We start from the raw sequence: 16,323 nt of genomic DNA on the forward strand, positions 1-16,323 counted from the left end.
ATCCCAAAGTACGGTAGTTTCAACTCTTTACCAACGCCGTCGCTTCTTGCCGAATCGAACGCCGCGACAGAGTCAGCGCCGGGCCTAACGTCTCAATGGTCTGATACCAAGCCTCATAAAGAATGACGCTTGGTATTCGTTTTTTTTCAGCTCAAGCGCCGCATGGCTCCTCGCAAAAGCTCGGGCGCCCAAAGAACGTTCTCTGGCGCGCTTGCCAACCCACGATGAGTCAAGATTTTCGCGGGTTGGTATGATGCAGGTTTCCAGGCGGGGCCGGCCTGTGTAACCGATTTGCAGAATTGACTTTGCGCCAAAACTGCTCCCAAGTTGGTTAACAATCGTTAAGAAAATCAACTCTATTCATAATTCGGGGCACGAAATGCGCAAATCAGATGGTCTGTCAAAGTCGAGTGTTGGCTGTCGTCCCGTTTCTAATCCACGCGCCCGGCGCCTGTTCGGCTCATCGTCCTGGCTGACTATTGGCTTGGCCATGGCGACACTGGGAAGCGGGCTGCCCTCAGTTGTGTTCGCTGCCCTTCCTCCACCACCGCCGATATCCGTTGGGCAGAATGTCGTCAACCCGGTCTCCGGGGCGGATGAAAAAGTCGTTGAGGTCATTACGCCCTCGACCGTGCGGACCGACAAGGGCAATATTATCCTTCTGGCATCGGCCAAGGACGACGTTATCACCGTCAAGACGCCTGCGGGGCCGGTCTTTTATACGGTTACGGACGTCATCAAGAATGCCGATGGACGCGTTATTCAGGTCAAGGCCAAGGACGACAAGGGCGTCGAGTCGCTCATTGACCGGGTTATTGACAAATCGAAGGATATCGAGGGCGTTCCCAGTTTCGGCACGGGCGGTGACGGTTCGGGTTCCGTTCCTCTTTCGTTTCTCCCTGCTGTCGGCGACACGAACATCTATGTCGCCGGTGGTGCCGGCGGGAACGGTTCCGATGGTCATGACGGTGGGGGCGTACGGATCTGTTTTGGGATTCTGGGCTGCATAGAAATAGCTTACAACCCGAGCGCCGGCGGAAACGGCGGCAAGGGGCCAGATGTCGACCGCACGATTGACGCGGGCTGGGGCAATATCCAGACCATCTCGAGATCGCTGCCTGGGATCGCTGTGTCGAGTGTGGGGGGCAATGGTGGCCAGGGCGGCGATGCTTATGGTAACATTGACGCGGCGCGTGGCGGCACGGCAGGGGTCGGCGGCACGGTCAAGCTGAATACATCGGTCGAAGTTACGACCGGTGGCGAAGGGGCCTACGGTATCTTTGCGCAAAGCCGAGCAGGACAAGGGGGCAAGGGCGGTACAGGATACATAGCCAGCACCGGCGGCGGCGGCGGCGCAGCAGCCCAGGCTGGCACGGTTGACGTCACCAACTCGGGCAAGATCATTACGACAGGCAAGAACGCCATCGGAATCATGGCACAGAGCCTCGGCGGCGCGTCAGGCGATGGTGGCGGCAGTTATGGCATAATCGGCGAAGGTGGTGGTGGCAGCACCGGAGGCAATGGCAATACCGTGTCTGTCACCAACGCTGGCAAGGTCCAGACGGGCGGAGACTACGCCCATGGTGTATTTGCCCAGTCGATCGGGGGATCGGGCGGTAATGCCGGCGATGCCGGCGGCATCGTGACCTTCGGCAATACCGGATCCGCCGGTGGCAATGGTGCCGCGGCCAGCATCACAGCCAAGACCGGCTCTTCGGTGCTGACGACCGGCAAGCGCGCCTACGGCTTGTTTGCCCAGTCGGTTGGCGGCGGCGGTGGTTCTGGCGGCCTCAGCGTCGGACTGGCTACCCTGGGTTCGGACGGCGGGGCCGGCGGTGACGGCGGCACGGCCACGATCAGTATCGAGAGCGGCGCCACGGTTTCGACGACCGGAGAAAATTCACACAGCGTCTTTGCCCAGTCGGTCGGCGGCGGTGGCGGCGATGCCGGCGTCAGTGCCGGACTGGTGACCCTGGGCGGCGGCGGCAAGAAGGGTGGCCGGGCCAGCACCGTGACCGTAACCTCAGGCGGAGCACTCACCACCGATGGCCTGGATTCGCGGGGCATCTTCGCGCAGTCGGTCGGCGGTGGCGGCGGTTCGGCGGCCGGTTCTGGCGGTATCTTCGCACTGGGCGGCAAGGGTGATGTCGGCGGTCCGGGTGGTGATGTATCGGTCAGCGTGGGGACGACCGGCTCGGTTGTGACAACCAAGGCCGGCAGTGACGGTATCTTTGCCCAGTCGGTTGGCGGCGGTGGCGGTTCGGGCGGTAGCACGGGTGGCCTGGTCTCGCTGGGCGGCAAAGGCGCCGGCGGCGGTATCGGCGGTGTGGTCGGGATCGACAATGCCGGCCTGGTCTGGACCAAAGGCAGATATGCCCGGGGCATCTTCGCCCAGTCGGTCGGCGGTGGTGGCGGTTCCGGCGGCGACGCCGGCGGGCTGGTCTCGATCGGTGGCGAGGCGGGACCCGGCAGCACGGGCGGCCACGTGACCGTTGGCAATGCCGGATCGATTGTCACCGAAGGAAACCAGGCGACCGGCCTTCAGGCGCAGTCGATTGGCGGCGGTGGCGGCGACGGTGGCACGTCGGGCGGTGTCTTCCTGGTCATCGGCGGCAAGGGCAGCGCCGGCGGCGATGGCGGCGTCGTTACGGTCAATCATATTGGCAGTATTACGACGTCGGGAGAGGATTCCCACGGTATCTTCGCTCAGTCGGTCGGCGGCGGCGGCGGTAATGGCGGCGCCAGCTATTCGGTCAGCGCCTTTGCGGGCGTCTCACTGGGGGGGGATGGCAATGCCGGCGGCAAGGGGGGGCAGGTCGACCTGACCTTCAGGAACCGGACAGCGACGGGCGAGATTACCACCATCGGCGACCGGTCGCGCGGTATCTTCGCGCAGAGTGTCGGCGGCGGCGGTGGTTCCGGCGGCCTGGCGGCGCAGATGTCGGTCGGCTTCGGCGGCGCAGTCAGTCTCGCCATCGGTGGCAAGGGAAATAGCGGTGGCGCCGGGGGGCTGGTCCATGTCGGCGATGTCGTGGGCTGTTTCACGGCCAGCACCTGCTACGGTACCAACAAGGACGATCTCAAGATATTGACCTCGGGCGATAATTCCGAAGGCATGTATATCCAGTCGGTCGGTGGTGGTGGCGGTTCGGGCGGCTATGCCATTTCGACGGCAATCGCGGCCAGTCCGGGCGTTGCGGTGTCGCTGTCAGCGGCGGTCGGCGGCGCTGGCGGCAACGGTGGCGCTGGCGGTAACGTCATCGTGCGCTCGGGTGGTTCGATCCAGACCGGTGAAATCGGTGGCGCCTTTGTCATGAAGGACGGTGTCGCAACCACCGAGGTGCGTAACAACGGTGAGTTTTCGACAGGCCTTCTGGCGCAAAGCGTCGGCGGCGGCGGTGGCAAGGGTGGTTTCAGCATCTCGGCCTCTGTGGCCGCGGCGGGCGGTGGGGCCCTGGCCCTGGCCGGCGGCATCGGTGGATCGGGCGGCATGGGCGGCGATGGCGGCCTGAGTGATGTCGACTTCAATGGCAGCATCACGACCCTGGGCGACGACGCGGCAGGGGCGTTGATCCAGTCGGTTGGCGGCGGCGGCGGTTCCGGCGGCTATAACATCTCGGGCGCGGTCGGCCTGAGTGGCGGTGCTGGCGGCGGCGGCAGCCTGGGGATCGGCGGTAGCGGGGATACGGGCGGCGCTGGCGGCACGGCGCTGGGGACCATTGGTGGCGAGGTCCAGACGGTGGGCGACCGTTCGACGGGCGTCATCGTGCAGAGTGTCGGCGGCGGCGGCGGCAATGGCGGCTTTAACATATCCGGTGCGCTCGGCGCTGCGGGCGGCACGGGCGGCGCGGTCGCCATAGGCCTGGGCGGCACTGGCAAGGGCGGCGGCATTGGCGGTCGCGCCGAGGGGCGGACTCTCAGTACGATCGATACCTGGGGCGACGATTCCGGCGGCCTGCTGGTCCAGAGCGTTGGCGGCGGCGGTGGTAACGGCGGCTACAATATATCGGGGACGATCGGCGCTGGCGGTGGCGCTGGTGGTGCCGTGTCGGTTGGCATAGGTGGCAGCGCTGGTACAGGCAGCACCGGTGGTTACGCCTTTGGCGATGCACGCGGCGCGGTAACGACCAGAGGCTTTCGCTCGGCAGGCGTGACGGTGCAGAGCCTGGGCGGCGGCGGCGGCAATGGCGGCTTTAATGTCTCCGGTTCCCTGGGGGGCGGCGGCATAGGCGGCGGCGCAATTTCGGTCGGCCTTGGCGGCACGGGCGGCGGCGGCGGCGGCGGCGGCGAGGTCCATGGCTTCGCGACCAGTATTCATACGCTCAAGGCTCAGTCCACCGGCTTCCTGGCGCAAAGCGTCGGTGGCGGCGGTGGCAATGGTGGCTTCTCAATTGCCGGCAGTATCGGTGCCGGAGGAACGGTGGGCGGGGCGGTGTCCGTGTCGGTGGGCGGTTCGGGCGGTTCCGGCGGCAGCGCCGGCTGGACGGAGGGCCGGGTCAGCGGCCAGGTTATCACCGAGGGCGAGAATTCGACCGGCGTCGTCGTCCAGAGCCTGGGCGGCGGCGGCGGCAATGGCGGCTTTACCGTGGCGGGCGGGATCGGCGGGGGCGGTACCGCCGGTGTCGCGATCAATGTCGGGGTCGGCGGATCGGGCGGCACCGCGGGACATGGTGGTACTGTCGATGCCTCGGCGGCGGGGATCACGACCAAGGGAGACCGCTCGGGCGGCTTCCTGGCGCAGAGTGTCGGCGGCGGCGGCGGCAACGGCGGCTTCTCGATCGGTGCTGGAATTGGCGGCGGCGGAACGGGTGGAGGCGCCATTTCGGTGTCGGTGGGCGGCGCCGGCGCCGGTGGCGGCACTGGCGGTAAGGTCACCGGGACGGTTACGGGACTGGTCCTGACCGAGGGCGAAAGTTCGACCGGCGTGACCGTGCAGAGCCTGGGCGGCGGCGGTGGTAACGGTGGTTTCAGCGTGGCGGGCGGCATTGGCGCGGGCGGTACGGGCGGCGGGGCGATTTCGGTCGGCCTGGGCGGTTCGGGCGGCGGCGCTGGCCAGGCCGGCGAAGTTCACGGCTTCGCGCAGAGTATCGGGACCAAGGGCGAGAATTCCAGCGGTTTCCTGGCGCAAAGCGTGGGCGGCGGCGGCGGTAATGGTGGCTTCTCGATTGCCGGCAGTATTGGTGCCGGCGGAACGGGGGGCGGCGGCATTTCGGTCTCGATCGGTGGATCGGGCAGCGAAGGCGGCAATGCCGGCTATGTCGAAGGGCGCGTTTCAGGCCTGGTCTCGACGCAAGGTGTTGGCTCGGCGGGCGTCATTGTCCAGTCCATGGGCGGCGGCGGCGGCAATGGCGCCTTTTCGGTCGCCGGCGGCATCGGCGGTGGCGGCACGGGCGGCGGCGCGATCTCAGTCGGGCTGGGCGGCAGCGGTGGCAAGGCCGGGGACGGCGGCGAGGTCGATGCCTCGGCGGTTGCAATCACGACCACCAAGGACCAATCGGGCGGGTTCCTGGCGCAAAGCGTCGGGGGCGGTGGCGGCAACGGCGGATTCTCGATCGGCGCCGGAATTGGCGCCGGCGGCACCGGCGGCGGCGCAATCAGCGTTGGCATCGGTGGATCCGGCGCGGGCGGCGGTGAAGGCAAGCGCGTCGGCGCGAGCGTGATGGGCAATGTCTATACGGCCGGGACTGAGTCCGACGCCATCGTGGCCCAGAGTCTCGGCGGCGGCGGCGGCAATGGTGGATTTGCGATCGCGGGCAGTATCGGCGGCGGTGGAACCGGCGGCGGAGCGGTTGGTGTCGGGATCGGTGGTTCGGGCATGGGCGGGGGCAATGCCGGCCAGGTCGACCTGACGGTCACGGGAATTACCGAGACGCTTGGCAAGGACAGTGACGGCATCATCGCCCAAAGCGTTGGCGGCGGCGGCGGCAACGGGGGCTTCGCCGTTACCGGCAGTATTGCAGCGGGTGGAACAGGAGCGGGCACCGTCGGTGTGTCGGTTGGCGGTTCGGGCGGCGATGGCGGCAATTCGACCGGCAAGGTGACGCTGAACGTGACCGGAGGCGCAGCGGCTTCAGGTAAGACGGTCGCCGTGCAGACGCACGCGGCCGGCGGCCGCGGCGTCCTGGCGCAAAGCATCGGCGGCGGCGGCGGCAACGGTGGCTTCACGGTCGTTGCCGGAATTACCCTGGCCAAGACCGGTGCCGGCAATGTCGGCGTTGGGGTTGGCGGATCAGGCGGTAAGGGCGGCTATGCCAGCGCGGTCGAGGGCAATGTCACGGGTGATGTCACGACGCTCGGGGCCCGTGACGCAACGGGCGTTCTGATCCAGAGTGTCGGCGGCGGCGGCGGCAACGGCGGATTCAATGTCTCAGGCGGCCTGGCCGCTTCAACCAAGGGCGCAGGCAATGTGCTGGTCGGCGTCGGCGGCATGGGCGGTGACGGCGGCGCAAGCGGCGCGGTCACTGGCAAGGTGTCCGGCAACGTCTATACGGCCGGTGCCAATTCGGGCGGCGTCACCTATCAAAGTCTGGCCGGCGGCGGTGGCAATGGCGGCTTCAATGTTACCGGCGCGGTCGCCCTTACGGCGGGCGACAGCGGTGGCTCGGGCAATATCGGCGTCGGTGTCGGTGGTTTTGGCGGCAAGGCGAGCCACGCCAGCCTGGTCAATGCCTCGGTCATCGGCAATGTCACGACGATGGGCGACACGTCTCACGGCATATTGATGCAAAGCGTTGGCGGCGGTGGCGGCCAGGGCGGATTCAATGTGACGGGCAGTCTGACGGCGTCGGCCGGCAAGGGCGGCAATATCGGTGTCGGCCTGGGTGGCTTTGGCGGTGGCGGCGGTAATGCCAGCAGCGTCCATGGCACGCTGAGCGGCGACGTCTATACGCGCGGCAATGAAGCCTACGGCGCCACGTTGCAAAGTATGGGCGGTAGTGGCGGCAATGGCGGCTTCAATGTCACGGCTTCGGCCACACTGACCTCGGGTGACAATGGGTCCATTGGCGTCGGCATTGGCGGCTTCGGTCTTTCGGGCGGCACCGGGGGCAATGTCCATGGCGATATCTCTGGTAAATATGAGACCCATGGCGTCAATTCTGACGGTGTGGTCGTCCAGAGCGTCGGCGGCTCCGGCGGCAATGGCGGTCTGAACGTCACCGGGCAACTCAGCCTTTCGGCCAAGGGCAAGTCAGGCCAGGCCTCGGTTGGTATCGGCGGGTTCGGCGGCGACGGCGGTGCATCGGGCACGGCCTGGCTGAAACGCACCGGCGATACCCTGACGACGGGCAAGGATTCCGAAGCCATCATCGTCCAGAGCCTGGCGGGCGGCGGCGGCAATGGCGCCATCAACGTCACAGGTGGTCTTGTGGCATCTTCGGCCGACAATGCCGCAATCAATATCGGCATCGGCGGTTTCGGCGGCAAGGCCAGTCATGCCGACGCCGTGACAGCGACCGTCATCGGCAATGTCCGGGCAACCGGCATGGGCGCCGGGGCGGGCGGCTCAGACACCCCCAACCTGTTCAGTGGCGCCCTTGTGGCGCAAAGCGTGGGCGGCGGTGGTGGCAACGGAGGCCTGAACGTCTCGGGCGGCGTCAGCCTCACAAAATCGGCCTCTTCCGGCAAGGCGGCAGCGATCGGCATTGGTGGCTTCGGCGGCGGCGGCGGTAACGGCGGCACGGTCGATCTGACGGTTAGGGCGCCGGCTTCGGATCGCGTACAGGTCATCGTCGATGGTGACAACCGCGCGGCGATCATCGCGCAGTCGCTGGGCGGCGGTGGCGGCCTCGGCGGCCTGAACGTCTCGGGCGGTATCGCCAGCAACAGCGCCCTGGCCTTTGGCATGGGCGGCTTCGGCGGCGACGGCGGCCTGGCGAAAAAGGTCACGGCCGACGTCGATGCCGATATCCAGGCGACCGGAGACGGTGCCCGCGGCCTGTTTGCCCAGTCCCTGGGCGGCGGCGGCGGTGCCGGCGGCATCAATGTTTCGGGTACTGTCAATATCAACAGCAAGGACGACACTTCGATTACCTTTGGTCTGGGCGGTTTCGGCGGCGCGGGCAATATCAGCGGGGACGTTGATGTCAAACAGAAGGGCCTGGTCATTGTTACGGGCAAAAACGCTTTCGGCATCGTGGCCCAAAGCGTGGCTGGCGGCGGTGGCGATGGTGGACTGAATGTCTCGGCCAATATCGCCAATGCCAGCGCGGGCAAGTCGACAAACCGCATTGTGGCGGGCGTTGGCGGAACGGCTGGCGGCGGTGCGGATGCCGGTGATGTCAAGCTGAACAGCGTTGGCGCGATCACCGTCACCGGGCCCGACAGCACGTCGACTGAGGACAATTCCGACGACGAACTGACCGTGGTCTTTAATGCCGGTGGCATATTGGCCCAGTCGGTTGGCGGCGGCGGCGGCGTCGGTGGCATGAACATTACGGCGACCGTGGCGCGCAACGCCGGCAACACCCTGCAATTCGGCATGGGCGGCAATGGCGGCGCTGGCGGCAATGGCGGTATGGTCAGGGTGAACCGCGGTTACGAAACCGTTGCGGCGACCGAGACGGTCAATGCCTCAGCCATCCAGACGACCGGCGACTACAGTACCGGCCTTATCGCGCAGAGTGTGGGCGGCGGTGGCGGCATCGCGGGAATGAATTTCAACTTCGCCTACAACAAGGAATCCAATCCGAACGATGGCAAGACCTACAAGGCGGCCATCATTTCAGTCGGTGGTTCCGGCGCCGATGCCGGCAATGGTGACGTTGTTGTCGTCCGCCATAATGGCAGCATAGCGACTGACGGTCGTTACAGCCATGGCCTGATCGCGCAGAGCATCGGCGGCGGCGGCGGTGATTCTCATGCCAATCTTGGCGCGGGCGCCTTGGGCGGCAAGACCAAGGGCGTCAATATCGGTGTCGGCGGCGCCAATGGCTCAGGCGGAAGTGGCGCTGCGGTTACGGTCGATCATGTCGGCCAGATAACGACCCAGGGCGATTCCTCGGTCGGCATCAAGGCGCAAAGCATTGGCGGTGGCGGCGGTTCAGCCAGCAGCATCAACAAGATTCTTGATCCCATCCTCGATTTTGCGACGAGCCAGGCCGATGGCTCAAGTCTCGCCGTGAATATCGGACGCGCCGGCGGCAAGGGGGCGACCAGCGGTGCAGTGACGGTTGGTTCCGACGGCTCGATTGTCACCGAGGGCGATGAGTCGATCGGTATTCTGGCCCAGAGCATCGGCGGCGGCGGCGGTGACAGCGGAACAACCTCTGTCGGTGGGGATTTCGAGGGCAAGTCCGGCAGCTATGGCGGCAATCTGGCTATCGGTCTCGATGGCGGCGAGTCGGCTATCGGGGGCACTGTCACTGTCACGACAAAGGGGCTGATCCATACAGCGGGTGATCGGGCACACGCCATCTTCGCCCAGAGCCTGGGCGGCGGCGGTGGCATGGGCGGCACGGTTGGTGACAAGTTTACACTGAGCACTGACGCGGAAGAGGATACCACCTCCGCCAATATCAATATCGGCGGCGGCGGCGGTAAGGGCTCGCATTCCGACCAGGTCACCGTGATCAATTCGGCGACCCTTTGGACCCAGAACGACCGTTCCAGCGGGATCTGGGCCCAGTCGATCGGTGGTTCTGGCGGAGCCGGCGGCGACTATTTGCAGGCCAATATCGAGAGCGTAAAGGCGGAGAAGACGACGCGGACCTTCAACCTCAATGTCGGCGGGAGTGGCGGCGAGGGTGCGGTCGGCTATGGTGTCAAGGTGACCAATAGCGGCGCCATCCAGACCGACGGCCTGCAATCCTTCGGTATCCGGGCTGAGAGCATCGGCGGCGGCGGCGGCGACGGCGGTGCTGTCGCACAGGGTACATTGACGACCGGTGGCGGTAGTAAGCAGTCGATCGATATCAATGTCGGCGGCACGGGCGGAGAAGGCGCCGAAGCCGGTCTGGTCGAGGTTCGAAACGAAGGCAGCATCGTCACCAAGGGCTTCGCCGCGGAGGGTATCCGCGCGACCAGCACCGGAGGTGGCGGCGGCAATGCCGGCGTTATTCTGCATACACTTTTGGCCTCCAACAGTGGTGGGGGCCAGACCCAGGCCCTGACCATGAATTTCGGCGGTAACGGCGGTAAGGGCGGCACCGGCGGCAACGTCAAGGTTGCAAACGTCAAGACTGCGGCGACTGGCTCCGGGACCATCTGGACCGAGGGTGACTCGGCGCACGGGATTTTTGCCCAAAGCCTGGGCGGCGGCGGCGGCAATGGGTCTTCGATCGTCTCGATGACCGGGTTGCGCGGCTCGGCCGATTCGATATCGGTTGGCCTGCATTTCGGCGGCAAGGGCGGCAAGGGTAACCATTCCGGCACGGTGTTGGTCGACAATTCCGGCGGCATCTTCACGGACGGCAAGGGCGCTTACGGGATACTGGCCCAGTCGACAGGCGGTGGCGGCGGTAATGGTGGCCTCGTCATCGCGGCGGCGGCGTCCATTGGCCAAAAGTCCAAGACTCCGGTCCTCGCCATCGGCGGGATTGGTGGTGACGGCGGCTATGGAGGCGACGTTACGGTTACCAACTCCGGAATCATCCAGACGACTGGTGCCGGCGGCCACGGCATTGTGGCGCAGAGTATCGGAGGGGGAGGCGGAAACGCCGGCGTCGGACTCACGGCGACCGATAACCTTGCCAACGTTGTCGCGTCCAATCTGATCGCATTGGCGGTCGGTGCCACCGGGGGCGGCAAGGGCGGCGCCGGCGGTAATGTCACGGTCAATCAGACCGGCAATATCACCGTAACCGGTGAAGGCGCCCAGGCCATTGTCGCCGAAAGTATAAATGGCGGCGGCGGCAGGCTGGACTTCAGCATTGATGGCGTGGCGGGCCTGCCCGGCTCGTCCGTCGTGAGCCTGTTCAAGGACGTTTTCGACATCAAGGATGAAGACGTCGTCGAAGATCCCAAGATCGCGGCGCGACTGGGGGGCAGCGACCTGACGGATATGAATGCCGGCAAGGTCAAGATCATCTCCAAGGGCACGCTGGGTGTCGGCGGCGACAACGGCGTGGCCAGCTTCGACCAGTCGGTCGGTGGTGGTGGTGGCACCGTGCGTATCAAGACCCGCCAGGTGGATGCAGCGTCGATGGGTGACAATATCGGGGCAGCGGCCATTTCCTACTCGGTTAACCTGGGCGGCAGCAACGGCGTCAACAATTCCGGTGCCGATATCGACAATACCCACGATGGCGCTTTGATCACCACGGGCCGCAATTCGGCCGGCGTCCTGTCGCAGACCATCGGCGGTGGCGGCGGTCACGCCCTTGTTGACATCACGACCGAAGCCGGCGCCCTGGTCGGGCCGATCAACCTGGCCTTCGGCAGCCAGTCGGGCTCACATGAAGCCGGGGGCGACATCCTGCGTCGCCAGACCGGCAGTGTCGTGACAACCGGCGATCTGTCGACCGGCGTCATCCTGCAAAGCATTGGCGGCGGTGGCGGCTCGGCCAGCGTGGTCGTGCATCCGGCAGTGGTTCCGGCGTCGCTTTCGGCCAGGCTGGCGGGTAGCACACCGATCGCAAGCAATCGTGGCGGATTGAACGCCGCACCGGTCCCGGTGACCTCGACCGTCACGTTTGGCGCCACAGGCGGTACCATGCTGGACGGCGGTGATATTGATACGAGCTTCAGCGGCGGCGTCAGCACCTCGGGTGCCCACGCCCTTGGCATCTTTGCCCAGTCGATCGGGGCGGGCGGCGGAGAGCTGCGGTTGAGTGGCGTTGATACCCTCCAGCTGACCCTTGGCGGCAGTGGCGGTGCTTCGGGCACTGGCGGCTTGGTCAAGCTCGGTAATGCCGGCAATGTCGAGACGACAGGCGCCGGCGCGCATGGCATCTTCCTGCAGTCGATCGGCGGGGGGGGCGGGGGTGTCTTCGGCGTTGGTGACGGTTCAAGCGTGGTGTTAAACAGCGCCAATATCGGCAACGGTGGCTCGATCGACTTCAAGCAGGTCGGCTCGGTCATAACGTCGGGCATCGGCGCCTACGGTGTGGCCGCGCAAAGCCTGGGCGGCGGCGGCGGATGGGTCGACGGCCTGTTTGCCGGCACGGCCGGCGGTTCCGGTCAGGGCGGTGCGATTGGCCTAAACGTTGACGGCAATGTCGTCACCTCGGGTGCGGGCGCCACGGCGATCTTCGCGCAAAGTCTGGGTAGCCTGGGTGGCGGCAACATCACCATCGACGCCACCAGCCTGGTTCGCGGCAATGCCATCGGCATTTCACTGGACGGCGGCGCGGTCAATACGGTCACCTCAAAGGGATCGATCTCGGCCGTTTCCGGCCTGGCTATCAACGCCACGACCGGCGATGACAGAGTATTCAATGACGGCGTGGTGATCGGCAATATCGACCTCGGCAGCGGCGCCAACAGTTTCAGCAATCGCGCCGGTTCGAGTTTTGTCGCCTACACGACCATCGACCTGCATGACGGAGCGGGGCCGGTTCCGTCGTCCAGCACCTTCAGCAATTCCGGCGACTTCCTGATGGGCCTGTCGGCACCGCGCGTGCCGATCGACCTCGCCAACTCTGGCGTCTTCGACAATCTCGACGCCGTTGGCAATCCGCTTACCAACCTCATGCTGGGCTCACGCGTCGTCAATCAGGTCGAGCTGGACGGCAATTTCGTCCAGACGGCGACGGGCCATTTGGCCTTTGATGTCGCCTTTGGTCCCTATGCCTACGACAAAGTCAATGTAACAGGCAATGCAACGGTGGCCGGGACGGGTGATGTGATCCTGACCTGGCTCGAGAATGCTGCGCCTGCCACCCTGTTCGCCACTGGCGGCGACGGGGCGGACAACGGCCTGAATATCACCGACACCCTGGCTCTGGACTACCGCATTATCGCCGATACCTCGGGCGTTAGCCTGGCCTTTACGTCGAACTTCGGCCAGCCGTTCCTCAACCGAAACGAACGCGAAATCGGTCACCATATGGATTCGGCGATCTCAGCTGGCGATTCAGGCGGTATCGGCCGCTTGATGGCGCTGATCGGCAATCTTCAGGCCGGTGAAGAGGATCGCTACAAGGCGATATTCGACCAACTGAACCCGGAACCCTTCATGGCACCGTTGTTCGTGCAAACGACCGCCGGACGGCAGTTCGCTGGCCAGATGATGAAGTGCGACCAGGGTGCTGTTTCCCCTGCCGACAGTTGCATCTGGGGGCATGCAGCCTCCACCTCTGCAAAGCGCAAGGCCGACAACGAGAGCTATGGCTTCGACAATGCCATGGCCAGCTTCCAGGCGGGCCGTGAGGACCGACTCAACGAGCACTGGTCGGTGGCAACTGCCGTCGGTTATGACAGTATCGACGCCCTCTACGTCCGCGCCGACAAGGCATGGAGCAAGGGTAACAGCTTGAAGATGGGCCTGGGCTTCAAGCGCAGGTACACCGGTGGCAAGGTCCTGGGTCTATCTCTGTCGGGTGGATACCAGTCGCTCGAGACTGAACGCCGTGTCACTGTCTTTACGCCGGGGGTCGGGCAGTCGAAACCGTCCAGCGGCTACCTGATGGCACGGGGCAGCTTCGGCGGTACCTGGGCCCGGGATGCCTATTTCATCCAGCCAGCCGTCAGCCTGTCGGTGACTGCGCTGCACCAGTACGACTTCCGGGAAACGGGGCTCGACGGGCTCGGTGCTTCGGGGGCGTCCAGTACTCAGGTTTTCATGACGCTTAATCCTGAAGTGACCTTCGGGCTGGTCATGGACCAGAGGGCCGACAGCCATTCGGTTATATCGTTCAATATCGGCGCCCTGAAACAATCGACCGACAGGCTGAAGATGCCGTTCCGTCTGGTCGGGGCCAATACGGCTTCGAATCCGGCGCAAATCAGCACTGCGTTCGATGAGTACAATGTGCGCTACGGCGCCGATGCACAGTATGTCGGCAAGGACGATAAATTCTCGCTTCGGCTGTCTTTCGTTAACGAGGTTGGCAAGCTAAACAGCAACCAGAACTTCAACATGAGTGTGCGCTACAAGTTCTGACGCATTGTTATACCAACCCACGAAATTCTTGGCACATGCGGGTTGGCAAGCGCCACTGCACGGGCGGCCCCGATGGCGCTTCGCATAAGCTCGGGGGGGCCAGAAATGCACGCTGGCGCGCTTGCCAGCCCGCGATGAGCCACGATCATCGCGGGCGGGTGTTGTTCGCCGCCCTTCTTGGGCGCAATGAGTTGTCGCTGCCATGTGGGATATCTCACAGTTGGTCGGAAGCGGTGCAGATATGCAGGGTGCGGCCGTAATTCAGGTTGCGTTAACGCGATTTCAGCTATCACGGGAATTGCACAACTTGGCTGACTCATTTCGGACGCGATTGACGCCTAGAACGTCCACGTTTCGGTAATCTCTCTTAAAATTTATTACCGTGAGCACTTCAAATTTACCCGACTCAAGGTATCGGGTAAGAATTCGTTAAGCATGTTCGTAGTCTCCTGTTTGGAACCCGCAGGAGACAGCGAAGCGCCCCGCTTGACATGCCTCTGAAAGGGGAATTTTGTGAAAGGTTGGTCCGAGCCCATGGCTATTTCTCTTTCCGCACCGCGCGCCACGGAACTCAAGCCGCGTATCGTGGTCTTCGGCGTTGGTGGCGCCGGCGGCAACGCCGTCAACAATATGATCGAGGCCGGCCTGGAGGGCGTCGAGTTCGTCGTCGCCAATACCGACGCTCAGCAACTCCAGTTTTCCCGTACCGATGCCCGCATTCAGCTGGGCGTCGGCATCACCATGGGTCTTGGCGCCGGCGCGCATCCCGAGGTCGGCATGACTGCCGCCGAGGAATCGTCCGACCAGATCAACGAGCATCTGGACGGCGCGCACATGGTGTTCATCACCGCCGGCATGGGCGGCGGTACCGGTACCGGTGCAGCACCGATCATCGCCAAGTGTGCGCGTGAACGCGGCATACTAACGGTTGGCGTGGTCACCAAGCCTTTCACCTTCGAAGGCCGCCACCGCATGCGTCTGGCCGATGCCGGCATCGCCGAGTTGCAGCGTTATGTCGACACGCTGATCGTTATTCCGAACCAGAACCTGTTCCGGATTGCCAACGAACGCACCACCTTCGCAGAAGCCTTCGGCATGGCCGACCAGGTGCTGCACGCCGGCGTGCGCTCCATCACCGACCTGATGGTGCTGCCGGGCCTGATCAACCTCGACTTCGCCGACGTCCGCTCGGTCATGTCCGATATGGGCAAGGCCATGATGGGCACCGGAGAAGCCGCCGGCGAAGACCGCGCCCTGCTGGCGGCACAGAATGCCATCCAGAACCCGCTGCTGGACGAAACCTCTTTGAAGGGTGCCAAGGCTGTACTGGTCAACGTGACCGGCGGGCTGGACATGACCCTGCACGAGGTCGACGAAGCGGCCAATGCCATTTCTTCGGAAGTCGATCCGGATGCCAATATCATCTTCGGTGCTGCTTTCGATCCCAGTCTGGAAGGCAAGTTGCGCGTGTCGGTGGTCGCCACCGGCATGGACGGCGTCGCTCTGCAGACCCCGCTTGCCTCCCCGGTCAGGGCGCAGGTTCAGCCGCCGACGTTCGGTATGGGGTACGCGGCGCGCCAGGAAAGCCAGCCGCTGCCGGCTCCGCAAGCCAACCCGATCGCCGCCGAGGCACGCCAGCCGGCTGCCACGTCCAGCTTGACATCGTCCGGCGCGGTGGCCCGTTCCAGCCTGTTTGAAGAGCGCCATTCGGCTAAGGCTTCGCCGGCAACCGAGCCGGTCGTCAGCCGCAGTGTCGATTCCCCAGTCGACGAGGACGCCTTTTTTGCCCACGCCCAGTCCGACGTAAAGCCTGAGCCTATGATTGAGGCGCCAGTGGCGCGTCCGGCGATTTCGCGTCCCAATCCTTACACAAACGCCCGCCTGGAAACCCCTTCGGCAGCGCCTGCGCCGCAGGTTACCGCCCGTCCGGCAACGCAACCGGCACCGCGTTTACAGACCGAAGACGAGGGACGCGAATCCTTCTGGCGCGGGCTGTTCCCGCAGCGTGGCGCTGCCGGTCCCCAGGGCGGACATCAGGGCGGACCTCAGGGTGGTTCTTTGGCAGGCCACGTCGAGCCGGTCGAAGAAGCGGCTCAGGATCGTTATGTTCCGGCGCCGCAGAAGTCGAACCTCAACCCGGCTACACGCCCTGTCGAGCAGCCCTCCATGGAAGCGGAGGACGATCTCGAAATACCTTCTTTCTTAAGGCGCCTCGCTAACTGATGACACCGTGCGCGGTGTCGCGGTTGATCCCCTGTACGTTTTAGGGCGCTGAAAGCAAA

Annotated in this window: 2 protein-coding genes; both read left to right on the forward strand. The window is 64.8% G+C overall.

Annotated features, from left to right (window positions below; genetic code table 11):
• The first annotated feature begins 490 nt into the window (after nt 1–490).
• Nucleotides 491–14,041 (forward strand): autotransporter outer membrane beta-barrel domain-containing protein, encoded by a 13,551-nt coding sequence (locus ABAC402_RS29025; protein ID WP_155847359.1) that lies wholly within the window; start codon nt 491–493, stop codon nt 14,039–14,041.
• Nucleotides 14,042–14,575: 534 nt separating this feature from the next.
• Nucleotides 14,576–16,264 carry a cell division protein FtsZ gene (ftsZ, locus tag ABAC402_RS29030; RefSeq protein ID WP_023449248.1) on the forward strand — a complete coding sequence of 563 codons (1,689 nt, stop codon included), beginning with the start codon at nt 14,576–14,578 and terminating at the stop codon, nt 16,262–16,264.
• Nucleotides 16,265–16,323 lie beyond the last annotated feature (59 nt).

This window comes from Asticcacaulis sp. AC402 (assembly GCF_000495835.1).
Lineage (GTDB): Bacteria > Pseudomonadota > Alphaproteobacteria > Caulobacterales > Caulobacteraceae > Asticcacaulis.

Excerpts from the sequence above, each read along its gene's own strand:
- ftsZ (WP_023449248.1), top strand. The coding sequence starts at position 14,576 with ATGGCTATTTCTCTTTCCGCACCGCGCGCCACGGAACTCAAGCCGCGT.
- ABAC402_RS29025 (WP_155847359.1), top strand. The coding sequence starts at position 491 with ATGGCGACACTGGGAAGCGGGCTGCCCTCAGTTGTGTTCGCTGCCCTT.